The organism is Pseudomonas sp. SM4, assembly GCF_051913165.1.
GTDB lineage: Bacteria > Pseudomonadota > Gammaproteobacteria > Pseudomonadales > Pseudomonadaceae > Aquipseudomonas.
The window spans coordinates 64384-87464 of sequence record NZ_JBODOE010000021.1 but is presented as its reverse complement, the minus strand read 5'-3'; the positions used below and the strand labels follow the sequence as shown (position 1 = coordinate 87464).

Below are 23081 nucleotides of genomic sequence, written 5' to 3'. Positions count from 1 at the left end.
GCGAAAAGCTACGCCGCCATGGTTTCACTGGCGTGTTCCATGCGGTGTTTGCGACATCTCTTTTCGTACAGAGCCTAGAAGTCGCACATCTTCACGGTGAGTTTGTCATCGGACCTGCTACTGAGGCCTCAACTCTTCCATTAGTTGCAATAGCTAGGAATTATCCGCTGCATACCACCGGTCCTTGATTGAGCCTTTTGCAATACCAAAAAGCGGGTTTAGCACTAGTGAAGACTGATTGATTTGGGTTTTATAGATACCCTCTAAACTCACAGCGTACAGTTCTAAAGCCCTGCCGGTGACTGAATTGCCACTGTTTCGAAGAAAAGCGGAATGACCGCATTTGGCCGAAAGCCGCCCCTTGAGCATGCGGCTTCTGACCGAAAGCAGCAGACCTAGCTCAATCAAGCCGATTTTCATCCAACACTCAAAAAAATAACTGAATTCACGAGCGCAAACCTCACCCCCTCTTCCTAAACACCTTACTAACGTAATACCCCAAACTCCACCGATCCTTCGGCCGCGGCTTATAGTGCGTTTTATTCCTCTGCCTCGGCTCCGCACTCACCCCACTCGCCGTGTAGTAATAAAGCGCAATCGACCGCCGCGTGATGCCTTCCGGCGTAGTCAACGGCTCCGGATGCCCGTGGTTACTGTCCTTGTCCGTATTAAAAATCACACACCGGTTGTAAACCGGCAGCACCTTCTTCAGGCATTTCTTCATCCCCACATCCCAAAGCTCTAGGTTGCCGCCGTACGCCTCCTGCCAGTCCTCGGTCAGGTAAATAATCACGTTCAGCCGTCGCTCAACGTTGAGCTTTTTGTTCAGCCGAAAATCCGAGTGCACGCCCAGGAAGCCGCCGGTTTTGGTTTCGTGTAAGCCGCCGCCGGCGAAATAAGGGTCTGGAATCAGCCCTTGAATGCCGGTGAGTTTTTCGAGGAATTCCAGCATGGGTGCGGAGTTGAAGGTGTTGAACACGTTCTTCAGGTACGGGCTGCAGGCGTTGGGGCTGATCTGGCGTTTGAGTTGGCCTTTGTAGCCGCGCTCGTAGATTTGTTCGTTGCTGGTCGGTTCGACCGGGAAGTGTTCGCGGATGCTGGCGATGACGTCGGCGTGCAGGAAGTTGTCGATGACGATGTGCGGGAATGGCGTGGCTTGGGTGTATTCGGTGGTCAGCGATTCGCCGAAAGCGCTGGCGGCGGTTTGGTCGAAGTCGAGTTCCGGGGTCAGGGTGATGGGGAGTGTTTGCGTGTTGGCTTGCATTGCCGCTCCAATGTTTTTTGGGCTTTCAGGGCGGGTCAAACAGGGCCTGGGGCTTGGCGCGGGGCCCTTGTTTGTTCGCTGAGTACAGTGGCGAGCAGGTTGCCATGTCGGCAATGGCCTGCCGAGTGTCCTTTGCTTAAACGTGGCGCGGCGGTGTTACGGCATGTTTCAGGCTGTCACAAACTCGTCATATTTCCTCTGCTAGTCTTCTCGGCGCCCTGCCCCACACCCCTGTCCTAGAGCCCCCAACCGAAGGTGCCGCCAAGGTGTTTCCGTCTCCCGTTCGCCAGCAAATCATCCTGCGCTCCGACAACCTCCGTTCGGACGACTTCGGTGCACTTTTTTCGAAGTTGTTTGGTAATCGCTATGCGGACAATCCGCCGCTGCCGGCGAACATCATCATTGGTGGGGTTTATGGGCGGCATGAGGGGGTGAGTTTTCGGCGGATGCATTATCGTGGGGATTTCACCGTTGCCTTCCCCGACCCACAGGATGAGATCACGTTCGTCATCCCCACGGCCGGCCAGATTGTGTTCAACCACGCGACCGAGTCCATTGGCGTTTGCCAGGTTGGTTTGGCGATCGATAAGGCTGACATCCGCTCGATGCGCTTTTTTGATGGTCACGCGCATCACGGGATGTCGATCAATCGGCATCAGCTCACTGAGCGGTTGGCGGCGCTGTTGGGTAAACCGATTCTGGAGAGGATTGTGTTTGAGCCGAGTGTGAATCTGGATTCAGCGGCGTTTCAGGGAATCAAGGCGTTGATTGATCTGGCGACGGGGACGGAGTTTGATTTGTTGATCAACAGCGGGACGTTGATGCCGTCGCGGTTGCGGGAGATGTTGATTGATGCGGTGCTGGAGGCGTGGCCGCATAACTTTTCCGAGGCGTTGAGGAGGCCGACGGCGATGGTTGCGCCGCGACATGTGAAGTTGGCGGTGGAGTTTATTCAGGCGCATCCGGAGCAATTGATCAGTGGCGTGGATCTGGCGCGCTTGAGCAATGTCAGTCAGCGGGCGTTGCAGGAGGGGTTTCGGCGGTTTGTCGGGATGTCGATTGTGGGGTATCAGCGGCAGGTGCGGCTGGAGCGGGCTTATGAGGTGTTGAAGCAGCGGGATGCGGGGTCGGTGACCGAGGTGGCGTTGCGGTTTGGGTTTAGTAATGTGGGGCGGTTTTGTCAGTATTTTCAGGGGGCTTATGGGGTGAGTCCGGCGGAGTTTCGGGCTCGGGGGTGAGCTTGTTGGATGTTTGGAATGCAGTTTTTGGTGAGGGGATTTATCCGATAGCCATCACCATTCACTGAAAACGTCCATCTTGGTGAGCAGCCAGAAACAGCCAGTCCTGCGTGGCTGAACATTCCTTAATCTGAGGCGGCTAGCGCGGCTGTAGAGTTTGTTAATATCCGTCGCTTTCTGATAATCGAGCACACCGAAATGCTAGCCAGGCTTGCTGGGCAGGAAGAAGCCAGAGCCGTTTCACTTCCTCGTCGATCGCGTTTGCAGGCATCTAAATATCAGCTTCCTTCCTAACGCCGAGACGGCAGCATCGCACTTCGATCGCATTAATGAAGATCACTCTGCTGGCAGCGCGAGACTTGCACAGGAAATTTGTCGTTCAAGGAGAGACCTTATGAAGAGTGCAGTTCTAGCTCTGACTTTCACGAGTTGCATGACGCTGTTGGTTGGCTGCACGACCACGGCGCCCGACAAGTCGAACACCTTCACTTTCACCGCAGATCTGCCGAAGAATTTCGCATACGTCGCGACGGTATGGTACGTGCCTGCTAAAGGCCAAAAGTGCGACTTGGCTAAGCGCGACAATCTGAATCCGCAATTCAACCGTGAGTGGCGAAAGGCATATAAACCGGATTCGCAGATTGAAATACGCCGAGTCAGTAAAGGCTGTGAGTTGGTGATCTATCAGATAGACCTCGAAATCAACGCTACCTATGGTGATGATTTCGGAGACATGGGGAGAGACTCGGCGGGAATTTCCGTGCGCGAGGATCTCTTGAGCATGGACAAAGGCGTCTTCAACACTAACGGCGAGAGCGAGTTTGCTGGCCAATGCCAGTGGATGTTCCGTACGGTGGGTGGTTTGCGTCGACTGACAAAAATTCTCGACTGTAAAACATACGATCAGGCTGGAAAGCCAATACCCGGTAAGCCTTCTGCCGCGTTTACTCTGGATCAACTGTCAGGTAAGACCGTACGGTTGAAAATCAATCTCGCCGAAGAAGAGCGACCTTACATGAAGGACACTTGGGTCAAAGTGCCTAATGGCTGGAAACGCTGTATGGGTAAAGGGTGCAAGGATCCGTACGCATTTTGCTATGGCAACGACAAGGACTTCAGCAGCTTCATCATGCCGGATGGGAAGAGCTGCACCATTTATCCTGGTTGTACTGAAAACAAAGAAAGCACTCGTTGACGGTATAGCCTATAGAAGCGTGGGAAAAGGCAGTATTCGACTCTATCGCTGAGATCTTAGTTGGCCTTCAGGAAGCTTATGGGGTAAGTCCGGCGGGGTTCTGGGCTTGGAGTGATCTCGTTGGTTGCCAGGAACACCGTTGTGGCGAGGGGATTCATCCCCGATGGACTGCGTAGCAGGCCTGATTTGTTGGGGCCGCTGCGCGGCCCATCGGGGATGAATCCCCTCGCCACAGGGTTGGTGTCGGGTTGATGGATTTTGCGGTGAGTCTGGCGGAGTTTGGGGTTCAAGTGACTGCTCAGTTGCTTGGAACGCCGTTGTGGCGAGGGGATTCATCCCCGATGGACTGCGTAGCAGGCCTGAATCTTTTGGGGCCGCTGCGCGGCCCATCGGGGCGGTGCGACGTTTCGCTAAATCCCCTCGCCACAGGGTTGGGGTCAGGTTGATGTATTTGCGGTGAGTCTGGCGGAGTTTGGGATTCGGGTGACCGGTCAGTTGCTTGGAACGCCGTTGTGGCGAGGGGATTCATCCCCGATGGACTGCGTAGCAGGCCTGAATCCTTTGGGGCCGCTGCGCGGCCCATCGGGGATGAATCCCCTCGCCACAGGGTTAGTGTCGGGTTGATGGATTTTGCGGTGCGTCTGGCGGAGTTTGGGGTTCAAGTGACTGGTCAGTTGCTTGGAACACCGTTGTGGCGAGGGGATTCATCCCCGATGGACTGCGTAGCAGGCCTGATTTGTTGGGGCTGCTGCGCAGCCCATCGGGGCGGTGCGACGTTTCGCTGAATCCCCTCGCCACAGGGGTTTGCGGTGTTTTTTCGATTTGGGTTGTCCTTGACCTGTTGTGTTATCCCTTCTTTCAGAACGCGTAGCTGGCCTTCAGCCCGCCGCTGAAACCGTGGCTGTCGCCGCCGCCATTGGCGCCCACTTCTGCGCCCAGGCTGAGGGCGCCGAGGCTGGCCATGAGGTTTACCCCGCCGCTGAATTGGTCGCGATTGTCGAAAGCGGCGCGTTGTTCGATGTCGAGCCCCAGCAGGTGGCTTTGGCTGTCGACTTCGTTATCGCCCAGTGTGCGCTCGTAGCCCACTTGTACGCCCGGCACCAGTTGCCAGCTGCCCATCGCCACGGGCGCGAAACCTACGTTTAGGTTAGCGACGGCGCTGCGGCGGGTGGCGGTGTTGTCGTCGACGTCGAGCGAGAGTTCGCTGCCCTTCTCTTTGAAGCCGTTGAGGTCGAGGTGGCTGACGCGCAAGCCCAAGCTTGGTTCGAAGGTCATGCCGTTGACCGGGGCGCGGTAGCCGAGGGCCAACGTGGCGCCGGTGAGGTTGCCGTGGGTGTTGCCCTTCGCGGTGCCGAGGCCGCCGCCGAGGTCGCGTTTGCTGTCGTAGTCGATGTAGCCGGCGCTGGCGTTGGCGTCGAGGAACAGGCCTTGTTCCAGGCTGGTGAAGCCGTAGCGGGCGCCGACGTTGAGGAAGGTGAAGTCGGTGTCGGCTTCGCCACCTGCACCGCCGACGGTGCCTTTGCTGTAGCCGAAACCGCCGCGTGCGCTGAGTTGTTCGCTGAAGCGTTGGGTGATGCCGACCATCAGGCCTTGGCTGTGTTCGTTGCTGCTTTCGGCATGGGCCGAGCCGTCGGTGCCGAGGTAGCCGGCGAGCGCGGTGGTCCAGAGGCGATATTGGCCGACTTTGAGGTCGCTGCCGCTGGCGAACGGTGCGGCGGCTTGTTCGATCATCGCGTTTTGGCGCAGCAGGTAGCTGGCGGCGTCGGCGTGTACCTGGCCGCCGACCTGGGATTCGACTCCGCCGAGGGTGCCGGCGTCGATCGCCGATTGCAGGTAGTAGTTGTAGGCGCTGTAGGTGCCGGACAGCTCGGTGTTCTGCAATTGGCGGAGCAGTTCGGCACCGGCAGCGGCGTTGCCGATCAGCCCGGCCTGACCCGGCAGGCTGTTGTATTCGACGAGTTTGCCGCGCAGGACGTAAATGGTTTCCTGCGACAAACCGAGGCCTTGTTTGAGGTAGTTGTCCATCGTGCCGTATTGCGCGGTGACTTCGTCGAGGCCGGCTTGCAGGTAGCTGGCCTGCACGCCGAGCAGTGGGCCGTAGACGGCAGCCATGCTCGGCGGCATTGCCTTCAACGTGGCGGCGACGCGGGCGGCCGTGTAGTCGTTGGTCGCCAGGTAGTTGGCCATGATGGTCGCGTTATCGACGCCGGCGATGCTTTGCAACACGGCGGCGGTCCAGCCGGTGCGGTCTTTGCCGGCGGTGCAGTGGAACAGTTGCGCGGCGTCGACGCTGGCGAGTGCGTTGAACAGGTTGCCGAACTGGCTGCGCATGCCGGCGTCGCTGACGAAGGCGCGGTTGGTCTGCTCCATCTTGGCGATGGCGTCGGCGGCGCTTTTGAAGGAAATGTTGGTGATGTTCGAGCCAGAGGTGGTGCTGCCGATGATGTCGATGTTCTGGTAGGTGGCGCCGCTGATCAGGGTGTCGGGGGTGGCGGCGATTTCGCTGGGGGTGCGCAGGTCGTAGATGGCTTTGATGCCGAGGCTGTTGAGGGTCGCCAAGTCGGATGCCGTCGGGGTCAGCGCGTTGGAGCGGTAGAACACGCCGCTGCGCATCGTGCCGTCGTGGGCCGTGGTGTACGCGGTGCTGATGCCGGCGATGTCACGGAAGTTGTCGATGCCTTGCAAGCGCGGCGTGTCGAGCGGCACGGACTCGGCAGCATGGGCGGCGGCGATGGACAGGCTCAGTACGGACAGCGAACACAGAAGACGTTGAAACACAGTGCAGCCTCATTGAATAAGCGTTGGGCTGGTCACTATGGGTAAGCAAGTGATACTGAATATGACAGTTTTGCTTTGAAGCGAAATGGCTGCGCGATTGGGCCGTGGGGTGCGTGATTTGTCCATGTTGGAGGTGGGATGGCTGTGCGCCAGGGATGGCGGAGCCATGGGCACACGCTATTTGTAGGAGCAAGGCTTGCCCGCGAAGGCGGTGAATCAGGCAATGGCGATGCTGGCTGATTAAACGCCTTCGCGGGCAAGCCTTGCTCCTACCGGATGAGGTGTTTGGGATTGTTCTCGTCCATAATCGCGCCTCAATTTTGATAACACAGGGAGTGCAGAATGAACACCACCCAATGGCTCGACTTATTCGGACGAGCCTTTCACGACATGGAAAAAAGCCTTGAGCAGGTCCTGCAACTCAGCAGCTGTCGGGAACACTGGATTCAAGCCCAGATCAGCCTTCATGCCTGGTTCAACCATGAGTTGGAAATCTGGACGGACCTGCCAATCGGCGATCGGCGCAAAGCGGATCTCTATGCATTGGGTGAAGACGGCAAGCCGTCGATGGTCGCGGAAGTCAAATGCCTGGGTGACATTTCATACGCCAAGTGCCTGGACGGCGACTGGTCGGTGCGGGCGGATGTTGAACGGCTGAATGCGTTTGAGTGCCCTACCCGGCTGTTTATTCTGGTGATCGCCAAAGGTGAGCGCGAGACCAATACCGGCCGGCGCCTTCGCGAGGACGAATGGGTCGCTGGCCGCGAGTGCATCACTGTCGACTTGGAGTTTGCGCTGGTGCGAATGTGGGCGCTGTGAGTGCCTGAAGGGCTCAAGCAAAAAACCGCGTCTAGCGAGTAGGCGCGGTTTTTTTATGCCTCGGCTGGCAGTCTTGGCGATTGCAGCTCGCCTGACGGTTTACTTGCGCAGGCGCTTTATGATTTCATCTCGCGAAGGCACAAGTAGCCTCCCTGCTGCGATGGGAAATACGAAAAATCCAAGTGAACTTACCCACTTGTTTAGCCACTGCAAGCAGCATGCTGGTCGAGGCACGTCTTCGATTTGGCTAAAGGAGTGATGCTATGAACCGTTCGAATGCCGCGCAGTGCCTGGATGATTTGAAGTTGCTTGCCAAAGTTTCTGTGATCGGCGAGTACACGTATTGCCAGCGACTGACCCATCTCAGCAAAGAATTCGGCTTTAACAATCTCCATCATTTTCAGAAGGTGGTTAACCACCTTTCTGATGACATGATCGCCAATATTTCTACGACGCTGATGCGCCGTTATTGCGAAATCGCCCAACCCAAGCCGGGCATTGCCTACTACGAATTTCTCTCGGTCAACAACGACACGCGCTTGCGCTTCTACAGCCAGTGGGCCGGGTGGGACGTGTTTGGCCAAGAGGTTCGTGTGCCAAGGTCGCTCAAAGGCGACTCGGCCCCTCGCCTGCGCAAGTCACTGAGCAAAACGGTGTACATCGTTGAAAATGATGCGCAGTTGCTGGCCTGGCGTCATCGTTGGCATGGCCTGTGTTATGTGCCGAAAGACCTTTGCCAAAAGCACATGAGCGAAGCCTTCGAGCGCAAGAACGCCGTCGTAGAGGGTGATCGCAACGAAGCATTCCCCTTGCTGAACGCCTTCAATGACAACTACGCAACGTGGTATCCCGTCATTGAATAAACGCCCCCGAGGCGGTGCCGGGGCACGTTGATCCTGAACAGAAAAGGCGCGTGCCAAACCCAAAACCCTGTAGGAGCTGTCGAGTGCAACGAGGCTGCGATCTTTTGATTTTTCACATCAAGATCAAAAGATCGCAGCGTGCCGCAGCTCCTACAGGTCGGGGTTTTGGTTAGTCCACGATGAATAATGTTGCCCCGGTGGCGGTGGACGAACGATGGCCTTCGGCATCATTGCCTACTTGGTAGCTCATGCCCGCCGTCAGAGTGAACTGTCGGCCGTCTTCCAGTTCTGTCAGCAACTGCCCTTCAAGACACAACAGAATGTGCCCTCGCCAACACCAGTGATCGGCCAGGTAACCGGGGCTGTATTCGACCATCCGCACTCGCGTCGAGCCGAACTGACAGGTGCGCCAATAGGCTGTGCCGGTCTCGCCGGCGTGCGCCACGGGCTCGATGGTTGACCAATCGGTGGTACCAAAAGGGATGGCGGTGAGATCCATGGTTGCCTCATCGAAATTCAGGGAATGCGACCGTAGCAACCTGGAAAAAGCACCGATAGACACAGATCACCCGCATTTACGCGATACAGGGCAGCGCTTTGCGCATCAATACCGGGCAAAACCATCCTCGGTGATGCGATGGTTTTCTGATACCCGAGCTTTTGTAGAGGGCGATGCTCTCGACCCTCAACTCATGCGTGTACAAACGCCCGCCTCGCACCGTTCGTGCGTGACGCCGCAAACCAACGACGGCTTGCGGCAAGGCCTCACACCGTTTGCTTGACCACCCGAACCTGCGTGATCCCGACGACCTCCGCCTGCTGCACAATCTGCTCCGGCGTGGCGTCCGCCGGGGGCATGATCAGGCCGTTTTCGGCGTCGCCGACGTGCAGTTCCAGCAGGTGCAGCGCGGCCTCGTGTTCGGCGAGGTGCGTCTGTTTGACTTCGAGCACGTGGCGGCGCGGCTCGCCGTTGAACAGGTATTCGAGCAGAAAATTGTGCATGGGGTCACCCGTGTGTGATGGCGTTAATATCCTGACGAGCCAGTCAGCTTTTAGTTCAACTGCAACGCCCGGCGTAAAAACAGTCGTCGCTCACGGCAAAACTTTTTGCGTCACGGGGCGTCATCTGTTTAACGGCCGACACGGCTTGGCTTCCCCCAACAGCTGACTTCAGCTAAGGACTGGCGATGACCTTTTTCATTTTCCTTCTGGCCTGCGCCGCCGCGGCGACCACCGGTGTCATGTTCAAACCGGGCGCCTGGTACGAGGGCCTCGTCAAACCGCGCTTCACCCCGCCGAACTGGGCGTTTCCCGTGGCCTGGACGCTGATTTACCTGCTGCTGGCCTGGGCCGGTTACCGCTTGACCCTGATCCCGGGGAGCCAGGTGGTGCTGGCGTTATGGGCCGCGCAGATTGCGCTGAACACCTTGTGGACGCCGGTGTTTTTTGGCGCCCACCAAGTCTTGGCCGCGATGGTCATTCTGGCGTTGTTGTGGCTGGTGGTGGCGGCCATGGTGGTCATGGCGTTGCAACTTGACGTGATTACAGGCTTGATCCTGTTTCCCTATCTGGCGTGGTTGTGTGTGGCCGCCGCGTTGAATTTTTCCATTTTGCTCAAGAACCGCTGATGACCGACTTTACAGGGAGCAACCCGGCACCTTGGCCGCAGGGCGAACGGGAGTTGGCACAGGTGCGCGAGTTCAACAAGAAGCTCGCCTGGTTGCCGCGTTTTCGCATCCGCAATCGCACCACGCCACGGCTGATTCAGGCGCTGTTGCGCGCCAGTCAGTTGGTTAGCCCCAGCCCCCTGCCCAAGCATGGCCTGAGCGCTGAACGAAAGATGATCGAGGGCGGCGCCGTTCCCGTCGCCGTGCGGATCATCCGGCCCAAGGGCAAAGCCAAAGGCGTTGTGCTGGATTTTCATGGCGGCGGCTGGGTGATCGGCAACGCGCAGATGAACGACAACTTCAACCTTGCCATCGTCGACAGCTGCGAGGTCGTGGTGGTCTCGGTCGATTACCGGCTCGCCGTGTCGACACCGATTGAAGGCCTGCTGGAAGATTGCCTGCACGCCACGCGCGGGTTGCTGCGTGACCCTGCGTTTGCCGATTTGCCTGTGGTGGTGGTCGGCGAATCGGCCGGGGCGCATCTGGCGGCCGCGACGTTGTTGGCGCTGCAAACATCGCCCGAACTGCTGCAACGCATCAGCGGCGCGCTGCTCTATTACGGCCTCTACGATCTGACCGGCACGCCAAGCGTGCGCACGGCACCTCCCGAAACCTTGCTGCTCGATGGCCCAGGCATCGTGCCAGCGCTGCGCCTGCTGACGCCGGGGCTGAGTGACGAAGAGCGTCGCCAGCCGCCGCTGTCACCGTTGTATGGCGATTTCAGCGGTTTCCCGCCGGCGTTGTTGTTTGCCGGTGAACTGGATCCACTGCGGGACGACACCCTAGAGATCGCCAAACGCTGGGCAGTATCGGCACCCGTCGAGATGCACATGCTGCCGTCCTGCCCCCACGGTTTTATCCACTTCCCGACGGCCATCGCGCAGAGCGTGTTGGCCTACAGCCGTCAATGGATCTCCGCGCGCTGCTTGCCCTGAGGCAAGCAGTTTTTTCCCGCGGGCTCAGGTGCCGCTTTTGACTTTGCTCCAGACCCGCGTACGAATGCGCTCAATCTTCAGCGGCAATGGCTGCGCAGGAAACAGCGTCGCCAGGGTCGCAGCCGGCGGGTAGACGTCCGGGTTGTTGCGCAAACTTTCCTCGACGTAGGTCAGCGAACTTTTGTTGCCGTTGGGGTAGCCCAGGTAGTTCGAGCTTTTGGCGATGACCTCGGGGCGCATCATGTAGTTGATGAAGTTCAGGCCCTGCTGCGGGTGCGGCGCGTCCTTGAGCAGTACCAGCGTTTCCATCCACACCGAGGAGCCTTCACGCGGGATGCGATAGGCCAGGTTCCGACCGTTTTTGGCGCGCTCGGCGTTGGTCTTGGCGTCGAACACGCCGCCGGACCACGCCACCACTGCGCAGATATTGCCGTTGGCCAGATCGGTGATGAACCGCGACGAGTCGAAATAGGTGATGTAGGGGCGGATTTTCAGCAGCAGCGCTTCAGCTTTGGCGTAGTCATCGGGGTTGCTGCTGTCGGGCGGCAAGCCGAGGTAGTGCAAGGCGATCGGAATGATTTCGCCGGGCGAATCGAGCATGGCGACGCCGCACTGGCTGAGCTTCTTGATGTTTTCTTCCTTGAAGATCAAGTCCCAGGAGTCCGCTGGTGTCTCGTCGCCGAAGATTTTTTTCATCTGGTCAACGTCGTAGCCGATCCCCGTGGTGCCCCACAAATAAGGAATCGAATAGCGATTGCCGGGGTCGTTCTGCGCCACTTTGGCGAGGATGTCGGGGTCAAGATTTGAGCGGTTGCTCAACTGGCTGTTATCGAGTTCTGCCAGCACGCCAGCCTTGATCAGGTTGGGCAGCGCACTGTTGGTAACCACGACAACATCGTAGCCGCTGCGCCCGACCATCAATTTGCTTTGCATGACTTCAGCGCTGTCGAAGGTGTCGAGCAGCACCGGTGTGCTGGTTTCCTTCTCGTAGTCTTTGGGGGCTTCGGGGGCGATGAAGTCGTACCAGTTGTAGAAGTTGACCGTGGGGCCCTGGGCCCAACTGACTGCTGCGCCCAACCCGCAGACAGTGAACAAGCCAAGGTGCAGCAAACGCTTGAGTTTCATGGGGAGCTCCTGGCGAATCGGCCATCGATTGGCAGTCCGCCGCGATGTTGTTTTTATTTGGAAAGCGAGACCGGTTTCAGCGCTCAGGGAATCAACAGCTCGCGGCGACCGTCCGGGTGTTCAGTGACCGCAGCGGCCAGCTTCAAGCGCTTTTCTGCGCGGTAGTCATAGAGCGCGCGCGACGGTGCGATCTGTGTCAGGTCCAGGTCCACAACGTGCCGGGATTCTTGCGCGCCAGCTTCAAACAGGCGTCTGCCGAACGGGTCGACGACGCTGCTACCGCCCGCGAACACTTCGCCAACGCCTTCGCCCACGCGGTTGACCATGGCGGCAAACACCTGGTTTTCCTGGGCGCGGGCGGCGACGGCGGTGTGGTGCAGGTGGCCGTAAGGGTCCATGTTGCCGTCGGTGATCAGGATCAACTGCGCGCCGAGCGCCGCCAGCGCGCAAGCGCTTTCCGGGAACTCAATGTCGTAGCAGATCAACAGACCGATGCGCACTCCGCGCCACTGCACCGTGGTAAAACGATCGCCGGGGTACACCAGCCCGGGCTCGCCGACCCACAGGTGGGTCTTGCGGTAAGTCAGCGCCACGCCCTCGGGGGTGATCAGCAACGTGGTGTTGTAGAAGCGCTCGCCCTCGCGCTCGATCAACCCGACAACCACCGCGACATCGTGCTGCCGCGCGGCGGCGCAAATCGTCTGGACACTCGCGCCGTCCACCGGCTCGGCGAGTCGGGCAATGTTGTCGTGGTCGAGAAAACCGGTGATGGACGACTCGGGGAACATCACGATATCGCAGCCCGGCGCGCTGTCGGCGACCGCTCGCAGAATGCGCTCCAGGTTGTAAGCGGTATCGCCATCGCGCGCCGCCATTTGTACAAGTTCTAATCGCATCGTCAGACCTTCAGGTGAATAACGCCGTGTCTGACCAGTATGCGGATCGTGGCAAAACTTCCTATCACTCAGAGTGAGTACCCCCAAAGGGGTAGTCCCCATCCCACCGCTCCCCTGTAGGAGCTGACGAGTGCAACGAGGCTGCGATCTTTTGCCCCCAACATCAAAAGATCGCAGCGTTCCGCAGCTCCTACAGGGTGGGAGCTTTTGGGCTCCCCCCCTTTGCCTGTCGATCCGGAACCTGCACAATTGCCGACTTTTTGCGACAGGATGTCTTCATGCAACGGATTGTCAGTGCCCGCCATCTGCGTCGGGAAAAATCCATCCTCGCGGCGTTGCTGTTCTGCGTCACCTCGTGGGGTGCGTTGTGGATGGCGTCGCAATGGTGGGAAAAAGCCCTTGCCGAGCCGTCCCATGAACCGCAGTTCAGCCCCAACGGTTGCTATTGGCTCCAGCAATTCAGGCCGTACTGGGTATTGCCCGGCTTTTTTCATTCCAACACCCACCCCGACGATACGGTGTCTGAGACTTGGCCTGGCTCTTGGGAATTCCCGGCGTTCTTCCGCTTGTATGATCGCCGCACTTACAAAGTGTTGGGCGAAAGCAACATCTACGATCTGGTGAGTGTGGGGGGTCCGGTGAGTTGGGATTACGACGGAGGCCCTTCCGCTTCTGTCGGCATGATCCAAATTGAATCCGATTCGCCAGGCTGCGTCGCTAAAAAAACCGACTCACACTGAACACATCCTCAACATTGTCGCGCCAACACCACAAAGGACTGTATCGAATGAGCGAAAACCACACCCCCGACTACACCAAAATCCCCGAAGGCCTGCTGCCGTTCCCCAACGCCGAAGACGTGTTTGTCGCGGATCAATCGGAGCTGGCGCACCACTTGCACGCCCTGTTCAGCATTGACCTGAGCAAGGTCAATCCACAGTGGTCGGGGGTGGCGCACATGCTCAGCCCGCTGGAACCCTACGAGTGCTTTGTCGGCGAACTGACCGAGTGGAATGGCTATCACGGCGACCTGCTGAAAACCAACTGGATCGGCTTTCAGATCGAACAAGGGCGCTATCGTCTGTGTGGCGATCCGCGCTACTTTTTCCTGCACGAAGGCAACGCCGAGCTGGCCGATCCGCATCCCGGTGCCAGGGCGGATCTGCAGCAACATTACGCCGAACAGCACAGCGCTTTCGCCGCCGCTGCTGAGGGTTTCAAACGCAGCGGCAGATTGGCGCGCATGGACTGGGACAGCACTCACCCGATCGAGTTTGTGCAGCAGTTGGGCGGCGACGTGGATGGTCGGGCGAACTGGGTGGAATCGGTGGAATTCCCCATGGACATCGTCGACACCAACGTCGATGAGGGCGACTCGAACGTCTATCCGCTGAGCCCGGCCGGCCATCGTTTCTATCACGTGGCCAGTGTGCCGGGCTGGCACTACCGTTCGGCCGGTGCCGACTTGATCGTGATGTTCTATGAACCGGTCGAAGGGTTGGTGTTGTTCACATTCGACTACAGTTGAAGACGGTCGGTTATGATCGCGAATAACCCGTCTCATCTGGACCCACACTGATGCCAGCCTCGCAAACCCGCCCTGCCCCTGCGCCACTGCTCAAACCGGGCGAGACGGTCGTGCTGTTCGATGGCGTGTGCAAGCTGTGCAATGGCTGGGCGCGGTTTCTGATCCGGCATGACCGCCAGCGCCGCGTGCGCCTCGCGACCGTGCAGTCGCCCGAGGGTCAGGCGCTGCTGGCGTGGGCCGGTTTGCCGGTGGATCAGTTCGACACCATGGCGGTGATCCGCGACCGGCATTACTGGGAGCGTTCGGATGCGTTTTTCGAAGTCATCGGCCAATTGCCTGGCCGCTGGCGACCCATCCGGTGGCTGCGCATCGTGCCGCGCACGCTGCGCGATTGGGCGTACGACCGGATTGCGCGCAATCGCTATCGGTTGTTCGGCCGGAACGACACCTGCCTCTTGCCGAGTCCTGATCATGAGCAGCGCTTCTTGAAAATGGCCGCGCCACCCAGCGCTACCCCAGCAGACTGAGCCACTGCGCCGGCGACAGTTTCGTCACCATCATCAGCACAATCACAAACATCCCGGCAAACCCGACAACGCCCATCCAGAACCATTTCTGGTACACGGCGCGGAAGTCGTCATTCAGCCCCTCGCCAGCCGCGTCAGCAGTCAACGCCATCCCGCACAGCCTCTTTTGCAGCACCAGGACCGGCAGCCACAGCGAGCCCACGCTGAAGAAGATGATCAGCGAGGTGAGCACCCATTCCGTGCTCATCGGCAGCCCCGACACCCTCAGCAATAGGTAACCCGTGATGATCTGGGCAAACCCTGCCGGCGTGGTAATCCAGGTATCGAAACGCACGACCATTCTCGCGACGTGCGCGATGACTGCCGGGTTGGCTGTGCGACTGGCGGCGATCAGGTAGAGGAACGAGCCCATGCCGAAGCCGAACAAAAATATCGCGGCGATCACGTGCAGGTACTTCAAGCACAGATACAGCATGCTCAGCGCTGCCCGTCAGAGAACTGCACGGACAGGCTCAGGTTGTCCGGATCGTTGATGGCGGCCATGTATTCGTCGACGGTGATTTCGCCCACGCACGGTCGTGCGCCAGCCTGTGGCTCATATCCCAGAGCCATTTTCGCGGCCAGGGCGACAGCGGCGCAGCTGGGGATCTCCGGGCCCTTGTCATTCAGGGCGGTCAGTTGCACGGTCATCGACAACGGTTGTGCCTCAAGACCGACGCCGTGCACATCGATGTACATCGCGCTTTTGCCATCGCCGAACCGTTCGAAGCGCGTGCCCAGACGGTGCAACCGCGCCGCCCACAGGGCATGGTCACGCACCAGCCCCAGCCGCAAGGCCTGCGCCAGCAGATAGCTGGCGAGGCTGCCCATTTTCAGCCCGGCGCCAGCCTTGAAGCACAGGGTTTGCGCGCCATAGCGGCCGGCGAAAATGTCCATGTCCGGGACATCGACGTTGGCTAACAGACGCGTGCCCATCTGCGGCATCTTGCGCAAAGTCAGGTCCTGCCAGCCCAACACCTCATGCACTTGACCGTTTTTAAGTTGCTTGATCGGTTTGCCGGCGTAGGCGAACACCCCTTCAATCGTCGACAGGCCGGGCATTTTCGCCGACGACGAAATGCCGTGTTCGATCACGTCGATGCGCGAGAAACGCGAGCGCTGCTGATCAATGATCGCCGACGACAGCGTCGGCACCGAACTGCAGCCGCTGAGAATCGCCACGCCCGCCTGTTTCGCCTGGGCATCGAGCACGCCAATGCCATTGACGAATGTGCGGCAGTCAGACAGATCGCAGTAGCTCACGCCCGCCGCAATGCAGCTCTCGGCAACCGCATAGGATTGCCCCTGAAACGGCCCGCCGGTGTGGATGACCAACTGAATGTTCATCGCGCGCAACGCCGCTCTGAACTCGTCGCCCATGGCATCGCCACACCAGCCTTCGGCGACCGTGCTGGCGTGGCTGTTGAGTTCATCGACCTTGCGCTGCAACTTCAGCCGGTCACGGCCCGAGAGCAGCAATTGCACACCCGGCATCTGCGCCAAATGCCTGCAGACGATGCTGCCGAAATTTCCATATCCACCGACAACCATGACCCTGAACGGCATGCAATGCTTCCCTAAACAATTCGATTACACGCCGGAAGAATATAGGGCCGCGCGCCAGCAAGCCATTCCGATCACGCCGACCGCGCGGTCAGTGTTTTACCGTGTTGCCCAGTTTTGTCTACACCCGAGAAACCTGTAGGAGTGAGCCTGCTCGCGATAGCGGATTACCTGTACCGACGATATTGGCTGACCCACCGCATCGCGAGCAGGCTCACTCCTACAGGGTTTTGCTGTGCTGCGCTGGGTTATGCGCACCAGAGATCCCTGTGGGAGCCGGGCTTGCCCGCGATAGCGGGTTACCTGTGCCGACGATACCGGCTGACCCACCGCACCGCGAGCAGGCTCACTCCTACAGGATTTTGCAGTGCTGCGCAGGGTTGTGCGCACCAGAGATCCCTGTGGGAGCCGGGCTTGCCCGCGATAGCGGATTACCTGTGCCGACGATACCGGCTGACCCACCGCATCGCGAGCAGGCTCACTCCTACAGGGTTTTGCAGTGCTGCGCTGGTCTATGCGCACCCGAGAATCCTGTGGGAGCCGGGCTTGCCCGCGATAGCGGATTACCTGTGCCAATGCTCCCGACTGACCCACCGCATCGCAAACAGGCCCATCCTCGCAGTGTTTTGCAGTGCTGCGCGGAGTTGTCGGGGGTACCTAAAAATTGATCTTGAACCCCAGCATCGCGTCATACCCGTGGCTGTCGCCATCAAAGCCCTGGCGATATCCCGCCGACGCGGTAAACGTGGTGCGTCGATTGGCCTGGTAATCCACGCCCACGTTGACCTCGCCCCACGTGCCCTGAATGTCCGACTCGAACGGGATGTAACCCGACTCGGAGGAAAACTCAGTCTTCGGCTGGCCCTTGAATTCGTGCCAGACACTCGGCCGTATCCACGCGTTGGTGCGCCGTGCGCTTTTGTCGACGCCTTCGGTGTCCCAGTCCTTGGCGATGCGCACGCCGGCCCGGCCGATCAGTGAGTCGACGTCGCGAAAACGGATTTTCGCGCCGACGTCATCGCTGCTGTCGAGGTCGACGTAGCTGTAGATCGCCTGCAATTGCGGTTCGACGTACCAGTCCTTGTCGACCTCGAACGGGTAGCCGTTTTCCAGCGACGCGGTGTAGCCCCAGCCACGGGTTTTCAGTTTGCCGAGGTCGTTGGGTTTGGCCTCGATGTCGAAACGGTTGACCTGCAGCACACCGTCCAGGTACCAGCCGGACGGGCCGAAGTGCGTCCAGTAGGCGCCCACGCCGTAAGCCCGCAAGGTGTCTTCGCCGGCGGCGCGACGGGTGTAGTGGCTGACGCCGGCGTCGATCGTGCCGGCCGACAGGGAAATCCCGGCCTGCTCGTGACTGCCATCGGTTCTGACCTTGCGATAAAGGTCAGTGCCGACCTGAAAAGCCGTCAGGTCGTAGTTGTATTCGGGCGTGTTGCCCAAGGCGTTTTTAGTGTCGCCATCCTGTTTGCCACTGCGATAGATAACCCGGCCCCAGCCCATGGACGGCGCCAGCGTGGATTCATCGTCCTTGGGCAACGGATCGCCGGCATTCAGGCGTTCTTCGCCGACGCGCTCGTGCAGGGTGTCGACCATCGTCCGGCCGTAGACCAGCGCCAGCGCCGGAACCGCGCCGTACAACGACACTTCCGGCCGGTAATTGGGCACGTGCGCAGGCGTTGGCTCGGGATCAGGACCTGGCGGATCATCCGGGATCGGCGCATCCGAGCGCAGGTACCAGGTGTCCTTGGCGCTACCGTCCTCGGCACCTTGTTGCAGGCGATACTCATACGGCCCGGCGACCACCCGGCGGGCCAGGCGGAACGCGTTGGGGTCACTGGCCGCCTCGGTTTTATTGAGCAGTTCGACGACAGCGATACCGTTGCCCTGGGTCAATTCACCCTGCCCACCGACATTGCTCACTGCCAATCCGGTGGCGCCGCCGCTGCCGGTGGCGGTCGAGTCGACGACCAGCATGTCGGAGCGACTGTTCACCCCGCCGCCGTTCAATGTGGTGTTGAGCAACAGGCTGCCGCCGTTGGACACGAAGACCCCGCCACCGTCGGTGCCGGCCGTGTTCGCACCGCTGATCAGCAAGACATTGCCGACCGTGTTCCCGCCAGCGGCCAGGTCGAGTGTGCCGCTGTGGGTGAAACGGCTCACCCCGAGCAATTGCCCCTGCACCGCACCGCCCGGTGTCGGCGTGTTGGCCGCCTGGCCCAAGGGCAAATAGGCACCGCTGGCACTGAAGCTGGCGATGCCCGGCGCCGGTTGCGCCGCCAAGCGAATGACCCCGCTGTTATCAATGCTGTTGTTGCCGGCCGAACCGAGATCACTGGTGGCGACACCCCAGGTATCACGCGTGCCGCTACCGCTACTGTCGACAAAGTTGCGCAGCGTCCAGGTGCCGCTGTTGCTGACGTTACTGCTGGCGCTCACCGCATTCACCGAACCGGTCATCTGCCCGGTGTTGTTCAGCGAAAACGCCGTGCCCGGCGTGGTCGCATCGGCGCGCACCGCGACATCGCTGAGCGCGCCGATCGTGCCGGCGTTGTTCAACGTTTGCGTCGCACCGCCGAGGGCCACGCCGCTGCTGTCTGCGCGCCCACCTTGCAGGGTCGCGGTGTTGCTGACACTGACCGTGCCGCCCTCGGTCAGCGCGTCGATGGCTGACGAGCCGCTGCCCTTGCTGGTAATCGCCCCGCTGTTGGTCAGCGAAAGGCTCGCCGCGCCTGAAGCCTGCGCAAGAATCCCCTGACTGTTGCTGACGCCAAGCGTCTGGATTGCCCCGCTGTTGACGATGGTTTGGCTGCCGCTGACCGACAAGGTGCGAATGCCACGCTGCTGATCGCCACGCGCGATCAGCTCACCGCTGTTATTGACGTTCAGCGTGCCGACGCCGCTGCCGGCGTTGAACGCATTGCCCGCCAGGATCGCCGCGCCAGCGCCGTTGACATCGATCAGTGGCCCGGTAAACGTGACGCCGACATTGCCCCCCAAAGTCAGCGCCTGTATGCCAAACGAACCGATGCCGGTGCCGTCGCCTGAGCCGGCATCGGAATGGGTAATAATCGTACCGCCAGCGTTGACGTCGACCGTGCCTGTCGGCGCCTGGGTCGAGACATAAATACCGTTGGCATTGCTGTGCAGTGTTTCGATGCGGTCGCCGGAATAGTTGACCCGCACGTTGCCACCGGTCGAGTCGACCCGAATGCCGCCCGCACCAAAACCACTGGCAAAAATGTCGCCGGAATAATCGATCAGCACGTTGTTGTTTTCAGCGCTGACGATGATGCCGTAAGCCCGCGTGGTGTTGGGGCTGCCCAGTACGGTGAGATTGCCGCTGCCGGTGACCGTCGCATCGCCGGTACCGCGTTTGATGATGTAGATCGCCCTTGAACCGGCGGCATTCGCGGTGCTGCCCACCGTGATCGGCGCGTTGTTGTCGATACTGATCGACCCGCTGCCACCGACGTTGTCGTTGGCGTAGATACCGTGGGCGGCACCGCCGGTGGTGGTGATTGCACCGTTGTTGACGATGGCGATACTGCCGACTGTGGAAAAGGAACGAATGCCGAAACCGTTGAGGCCATTGGTGCTGAGGGTGCCGTTATTGGTCAGGCGGGTATTGCCGGCGCCGCCTTCGGTGAAGAGGCCGAAGGCGTTCATGCCGATAGCCTGGACGCTGGCGGCGCTCACCACGGTGGTGTTGCCGTTGACCGCTCGGGTGTGAACCCCGGCGTGGTTGCCGATGCCGGCAGTCGGCAAGGTATCGTCGATGATCGGCAGCCCGGCAGACAGCGCATCGTCGTTGTTCACCAGAATACTCACCCCGGCACCCACATTGACGTTGCTCTCGCCACTGCCGGTGGCCTTGGTCCAGATGCCGTTACCGCCAAGCAAGGTGATTTGACCGCTGCCTTGATGGCTGAGATTGATCGCACCGCCGCCGCTGGCGTTGATGTCGATGCCATCGTGCTCGTTGCCGACCACGCTGTTGAGAATATTCAGCGTGGTGCCTGAACTGACCGAAAACGTCGACGCCCCGCTGCCGGCGTTGGTGATTGCCAGGGCGTCGAGCCCACTCCCGCCGACGTTGACCGTGTTGGTACCGCCATTGACGGACAGGTCAGCGTTGCCGGTGCTGCCAATCACGTTGGCAAACACCGCGTTCGCGGCCGTGGGCGGAGTGCTGTCGATGGTCGTGCCGCTGAGGGTCAGCGTGGTGTTGGCGTTGTTGCCGCGGCTGAGCAGTGACGACCCCGCCGTGGTGGTAATGCTCGTCCCCGCTTGAGTGCTGATCGCCGCATCGACAGTCACAGCGGGCATACAGGTTTGCGAGACGTTATAGGCACCCGCCGCCAGCGGTCCGCAGGCGGCCTGCGCGTCTGTCAGCATCAGCGCATTGGCCATGGCGACCACCACGGCACTGCGCAGCAAATGCGGGGCAAACCCGCCGATGGAGTGCTCGCAAACACGTTGCATGAAAACCTCCTTGTCCGGTGTTATCCACGGCGAACGGGCCACGCTCGGCGCCACTTGAATGTTGCCTGCTGATCACAGCTATAGACCTTAGTAGTTATTTCCAAAGAAGGAGCAAAACCGCGCCGAGGCTCAGTCCATTCATCACCGACATTGATCTGCAGCAATATCGGTAAACCGCTGCCGCCGTACTCTGTCTTTGCTGGATACAGCCGTGCTGTGCGCACGTCACAGGCCTGTGGCCAAGGTGGCGACAAATGAACAAAAAACGCATCGTCTGGGGGAGCATTCTCCTGGGGTTTCCGTGTGTCTTGCTGCCAGTAATTCTGATGGGTTACCTCGCCTGGATGCTCAATCTGGCGTCTGCTCAGCAGCGTCTGGAAACCCTCGCCGCCGTGGCCTCCAGCCGCGCCAATGGCACGTTCAACGAAGCCGCCGGGGCGCTGAAAGCCATCGCCGGTTCCCACCTGGTACCGTGCACGCCCGAGAGCATCGATGAGATGCGCCTGCTGACCATCAACACGTTCTCGGTGAAGTCAGTCGGCTATGTCGAAGAAGAGATTTACGCCTGCGGTTCCTGGGGGCCGGTCGGTCATCACGCCGTCCCTTGGCGCGAAGACTTCACCAGCGCCGATGGCGTGCGCGTGTCGCTCGGTGTGCAGTCACGCATCGTCCCGGCCAAACCGATGATGGCCCTGCAATATGCAGCGTTCAATGTGCTGGTCGACCCTGAGCAATTCCTCCAGGTGATGCTCGAAGACGATCTGCATCTGGCGGTCGCGACCGCGACCGGCCAACTGGTCAGCGCCTCGCGCCCGGGAGCCGAGCATTTTCTGAGTCGAGTGCACTCCGGCCCGCACGCAGGCCTTGAAGACGGTTACCTGTACACCCTCGTGCACAACGGCGACTGGGTGGCCATTGCCACGCTGTCGCGCCATGAATTGATGCAGGGGCTGGTCCGCCGGGAAATGCTGCTGTTGCCGATTGGCGGCTTGCTCGCCGGCGTGTTGGTGCTGCTGATCATCCGCCGCACCCGGCAGCGCTTGTCGCCGCTGGCCGAGCTGAAACTGGCGGTGCGCAATCGGGAGTTCATCGTGCACTACCAACCGATCGTCAACCTCAGCGATGGCGCCTGTGTCGGCGCCGAAGCACTGGTGCGCTGGCGACATCCGGACGGCACGCTGGTGCGCCCCGATGCGTTCATTCCGCTGGCCGAGGACAGTGGCCTGATTTTGCCGATCACCGATCAGGTGATCGATGCGGTGATGCGCGACCTCGGTCCGCTGCTGGTCAAGGAACGGCAACTGCACGTGGCCATCAATCTGGCGGCCAGGGATGTCAGCAGCGGTCGCTTCCTGCCCGGTCTGGAAGCGGCTGCCCGCAACGCCGGCGTGCAGCAGAAGCAGATCTGGCTGGAAGCCACTGAACGCGGTTTTGTCGATATCGACGCCGCCCGCGCCACCGTCAATCAGGCGCGCTCGCTCGGTTATCTGGCGGCCATCGACGACTTCGGCACCGGGTTTTCCAGCCTTCAGCATGTGCAGCAGTTGCCGCTGGACGTGCTGAAGATCGACAAGTCGTTCGTCGACAACATCGATCAGGATGCGGCGACCGGTTCCGTGACCGGGCACATCATCGAAATGGCCAAGAGTTTGCGCCTGAAGATCGTCGCAGAAGGCATCGAAACCGAGGCGCAACGCGATTACCTGCGCGACCACGGCGTGCATTACGGCCAGGGCTGGCTGTTCGGCAAACCGATGCCGGCCGAGGAGTTTCTGCGCTTTTATCGAACGCGCGCCAACGTGGTCATCGACCACGCGGCGCTGGAGGGTGTGGCCTGAGGTTAGAAGCTGGCCTTGACCGAGACCATGAAGTTGCGTGGATCACCGTAGTAGTTGCCGAAGGTGCGCAGAAGTTGACGAACGGTCTTTCGAATGTTCAGATGCCGCCCTGTTTCAGGTGTCCCATGCCGCCGTGCATGGGGTGAAACGGGAAACCGGTACGTTCGAATCGAACAAGTCCGGTGCTGCCCCCGCAACGGTAGGCGCGTGATGCTTTCAACAAACCACTGTGGCCAGACGGCCATGGGAAGGTGAAAGCCTCGATACGCGCGAGCCCGGAGACCGGCCCGAAATGTCTGTTTGGCAAAATCCTGCGGTGGGCGG

20 protein-coding genes and 1 riboswitch are annotated in these 23081 nt (G+C 60.1%); of the genes, 11 read left to right on the top strand and 9 right to left on the bottom strand.

All coding sequences use genetic code 11. The features are described 5' to 3' along the window. On the top strand, nucleotides 1-188 hold a 188-nt coding region (locus ACQ4MY_RS28115; protein WP_440097170.1), incomplete at its 5' end, for a hypothetical protein. A gap of 272 nt (nucleotides 189-460) precedes the next feature. Here the strand turns inward: ACQ4MY_RS28115 and ACQ4MY_RS28110 are convergent. Then, a complete protein-coding gene (locus ACQ4MY_RS28110; RefSeq protein ID WP_440097169.1) occupies nucleotides 461-1264 on the bottom strand; it encodes a 2OG-Fe(II) oxygenase in 804 nt (267 codons plus the stop codon). Between the two features lie 266 nt (nucleotides 1265-1530). Here ACQ4MY_RS28110 and ACQ4MY_RS28105 point away from each other — a divergent pair, with 266 nt between their 5' ends. After that, nucleotides 1531-2502, top strand: coding sequence for an AraC family transcriptional regulator (locus ACQ4MY_RS28105; RefSeq protein ID WP_440097168.1), 972 nt, complete (start codon nucleotides 1531-1533; stop codon nucleotides 2500-2502). A gap of 394 nt (nucleotides 2503-2896) precedes the next feature. Further along, on the top strand, nucleotides 2897-3697 hold the full coding sequence (locus ACQ4MY_RS28100) for a hypothetical protein (RefSeq protein ID WP_440097167.1): 801 nt from the start codon (nucleotides 2897-2899) through the stop codon (nucleotides 3695-3697). Nucleotides 3698-4555: 858 nt separating this feature from the next. Here the strand turns inward: ACQ4MY_RS28100 and ACQ4MY_RS28095 are convergent. Next, the gene (locus ACQ4MY_RS28095; RefSeq protein ID WP_440097166.1) at nucleotides 4556-6475 is read right to left on the bottom strand and encodes a tyrosine-protein phosphatase; all 1920 of its coding nucleotides are present in this window, start codon (nucleotides 6473-6475) and stop codon (nucleotides 4556-4558) included. Nucleotides 6476-6817: 342 nt separating this feature from the next. On the opposite strand from ACQ4MY_RS28095, the gene ACQ4MY_RS28090 reads away from it, so the two are divergent. Beyond that, nucleotides 6818-7294, top strand: coding sequence for a hypothetical protein (locus tag ACQ4MY_RS28090; protein ID WP_158835681.1), 477 nt, complete (start codon nucleotides 6818-6820; stop codon nucleotides 7292-7294). A gap of 263 nt (nucleotides 7295-7557) precedes the next feature. Next, nucleotides 7558-8157, top strand: a complete 600-nt coding sequence (locus ACQ4MY_RS28085; RefSeq protein ID WP_440097165.1) for a hypothetical protein — start codon at nucleotides 7558-7560, stop codon at nucleotides 8155-8157. Nucleotides 8158-8326: 169 nt separating this feature from the next. On the opposite strand, the gene ACQ4MY_RS28080 is transcribed toward ACQ4MY_RS28085, so the two are convergent. Beyond that, nucleotides 8327-8656 (bottom strand): DHCW motif cupin fold protein, encoded by a 330-nt coding sequence (locus ACQ4MY_RS28080; RefSeq protein WP_440097164.1) that lies wholly within the window; start codon nucleotides 8654-8656, stop codon nucleotides 8327-8329. 266 nt (nucleotides 8657-8922) lie between these two features. Further along, entirely contained in the window at nucleotides 8923-9159 is a 237-nt protein-coding gene (locus tag ACQ4MY_RS28075) for a hypothetical protein (protein ID WP_440097163.1), read from the bottom strand. A 185-nt stretch (nucleotides 9160-9344) separates the two neighbouring features. On the opposite strand from ACQ4MY_RS28075, the gene tspO reads away from it, so the two are divergent. Together tspO and ACQ4MY_RS28065 are read left to right on the top strand one after the other, a co-directional pair. Further along, nucleotides 9345-9785 (top strand): tryptophan-rich sensory protein TspO, encoded by a 441-nt coding sequence (gene tspO, locus ACQ4MY_RS28070; RefSeq protein ID WP_158835670.1) that lies wholly within the window; start codon nucleotides 9345-9347, stop codon nucleotides 9783-9785. Next, the gene (locus tag ACQ4MY_RS28065) at nucleotides 9785-10759 is read left to right on the top strand and encodes an alpha/beta hydrolase fold domain-containing protein (RefSeq protein WP_440097162.1); all 975 of its coding nucleotides are present in this window, start codon (nucleotides 9785-9787) and stop codon (nucleotides 10757-10759) included. The genes tspO and ACQ4MY_RS28065 overlap by 1 nt, the downstream gene beginning before the upstream one ends. 24 nt (nucleotides 10760-10783) lie before the next feature. On the opposite strand, the gene ACQ4MY_RS28060 is transcribed toward ACQ4MY_RS28065, so the two are convergent. Both ACQ4MY_RS28060 and ACQ4MY_RS28055 read right to left on the bottom strand, forming a co-directional pair. Further along, on the bottom strand, nucleotides 10784-11884 hold the full coding sequence (locus ACQ4MY_RS28060) for a polyamine ABC transporter substrate-binding protein (protein ID WP_158835664.1): 1101 nt from the start codon (nucleotides 11882-11884) through the stop codon (nucleotides 10784-10786). Between the two features lie 83 nt (nucleotides 11885-11967). Then, nucleotides 11968-12780: a carbon-nitrogen hydrolase family protein gene (locus ACQ4MY_RS28055; protein WP_440097161.1), complete on the bottom strand. Its 813-nt coding sequence runs from the start codon at nucleotides 12778-12780 to the stop codon at nucleotides 11968-11970. Between the two features lie 278 nt (nucleotides 12781-13058). Between ACQ4MY_RS28055 and ACQ4MY_RS28050 the strand changes: the two genes are divergently transcribed. The 3 genes from ACQ4MY_RS28050 to ACQ4MY_RS28040 are packed head-to-tail and all read left to right on the top strand — an operon-like array spanning nucleotide 13059 to nucleotide 14835. Beyond that, on the top strand, nucleotides 13059-13520 hold the full coding sequence (locus ACQ4MY_RS28050; RefSeq protein WP_008085578.1) for a hypothetical protein: 462 nt from the start codon (nucleotides 13059-13061) through the stop codon (nucleotides 13518-13520). 47 nt (nucleotides 13521-13567) lie between these two features. Next, nucleotides 13568-14308, top strand: coding sequence for a hypothetical protein (locus ACQ4MY_RS28045; RefSeq protein ID WP_440097160.1), 741 nt, complete (start codon nucleotides 13568-13570; stop codon nucleotides 14306-14308). A gap of 50 nt (nucleotides 14309-14358) precedes the next feature. Beyond that, nucleotides 14359-14835, top strand: a complete 477-nt coding sequence (locus ACQ4MY_RS28040; RefSeq protein WP_440097159.1) for a thiol-disulfide oxidoreductase DCC family protein — start codon at nucleotides 14359-14361, stop codon at nucleotides 14833-14835. Here the strand turns inward: ACQ4MY_RS28040 and ACQ4MY_RS28035 are convergent. From ACQ4MY_RS28035 to ACQ4MY_RS28025, 3 genes are all read right to left on the bottom strand, one after another. Further along, nucleotides 14819-15310: a DUF2269 family protein gene (locus ACQ4MY_RS28035; protein ID WP_008085582.1), complete on the bottom strand. Its 492-nt coding sequence runs from the start codon at nucleotides 15308-15310 to the stop codon at nucleotides 14819-14821. The two genes, ACQ4MY_RS28040 and ACQ4MY_RS28035, sit on opposite strands and share 17 nt — an antisense overlap. 2 nt (nucleotides 15311-15312) lie before the next feature. Continuing rightward, nucleotides 15313-16440: a saccharopine dehydrogenase NADP-binding domain-containing protein gene (locus ACQ4MY_RS28030; protein WP_440097158.1), complete on the bottom strand. Its 1128-nt coding sequence runs from the start codon at nucleotides 16438-16440 to the stop codon at nucleotides 15313-15315. Between the two features lie 654 nt (nucleotides 16441-17094). After that, nucleotides 17095-20919: an autotransporter outer membrane beta-barrel domain-containing protein gene (locus tag ACQ4MY_RS28025; RefSeq protein ID WP_440097157.1), complete on the bottom strand. Its 3825-nt coding sequence runs from the start codon at nucleotides 20917-20919 to the stop codon at nucleotides 17095-17097. A 254-nt stretch (nucleotides 20920-21173) separates the two neighbouring features. Between ACQ4MY_RS28025 and ACQ4MY_RS28020 the strand changes: the two genes are divergently transcribed. Further along, a complete protein-coding gene (locus ACQ4MY_RS28020) occupies nucleotides 21174-22757 on the top strand; it encodes an EAL domain-containing protein (RefSeq protein ID WP_440097156.1) in 1584 nt (527 codons plus the stop codon). Between the two features lie 99 nt (nucleotides 22758-22856). Further along, nucleotides 22857-23062, top strand: a riboswitch (cobalamin riboswitch). Nucleotides 23063-23081 lie beyond the last annotated feature (19 nt).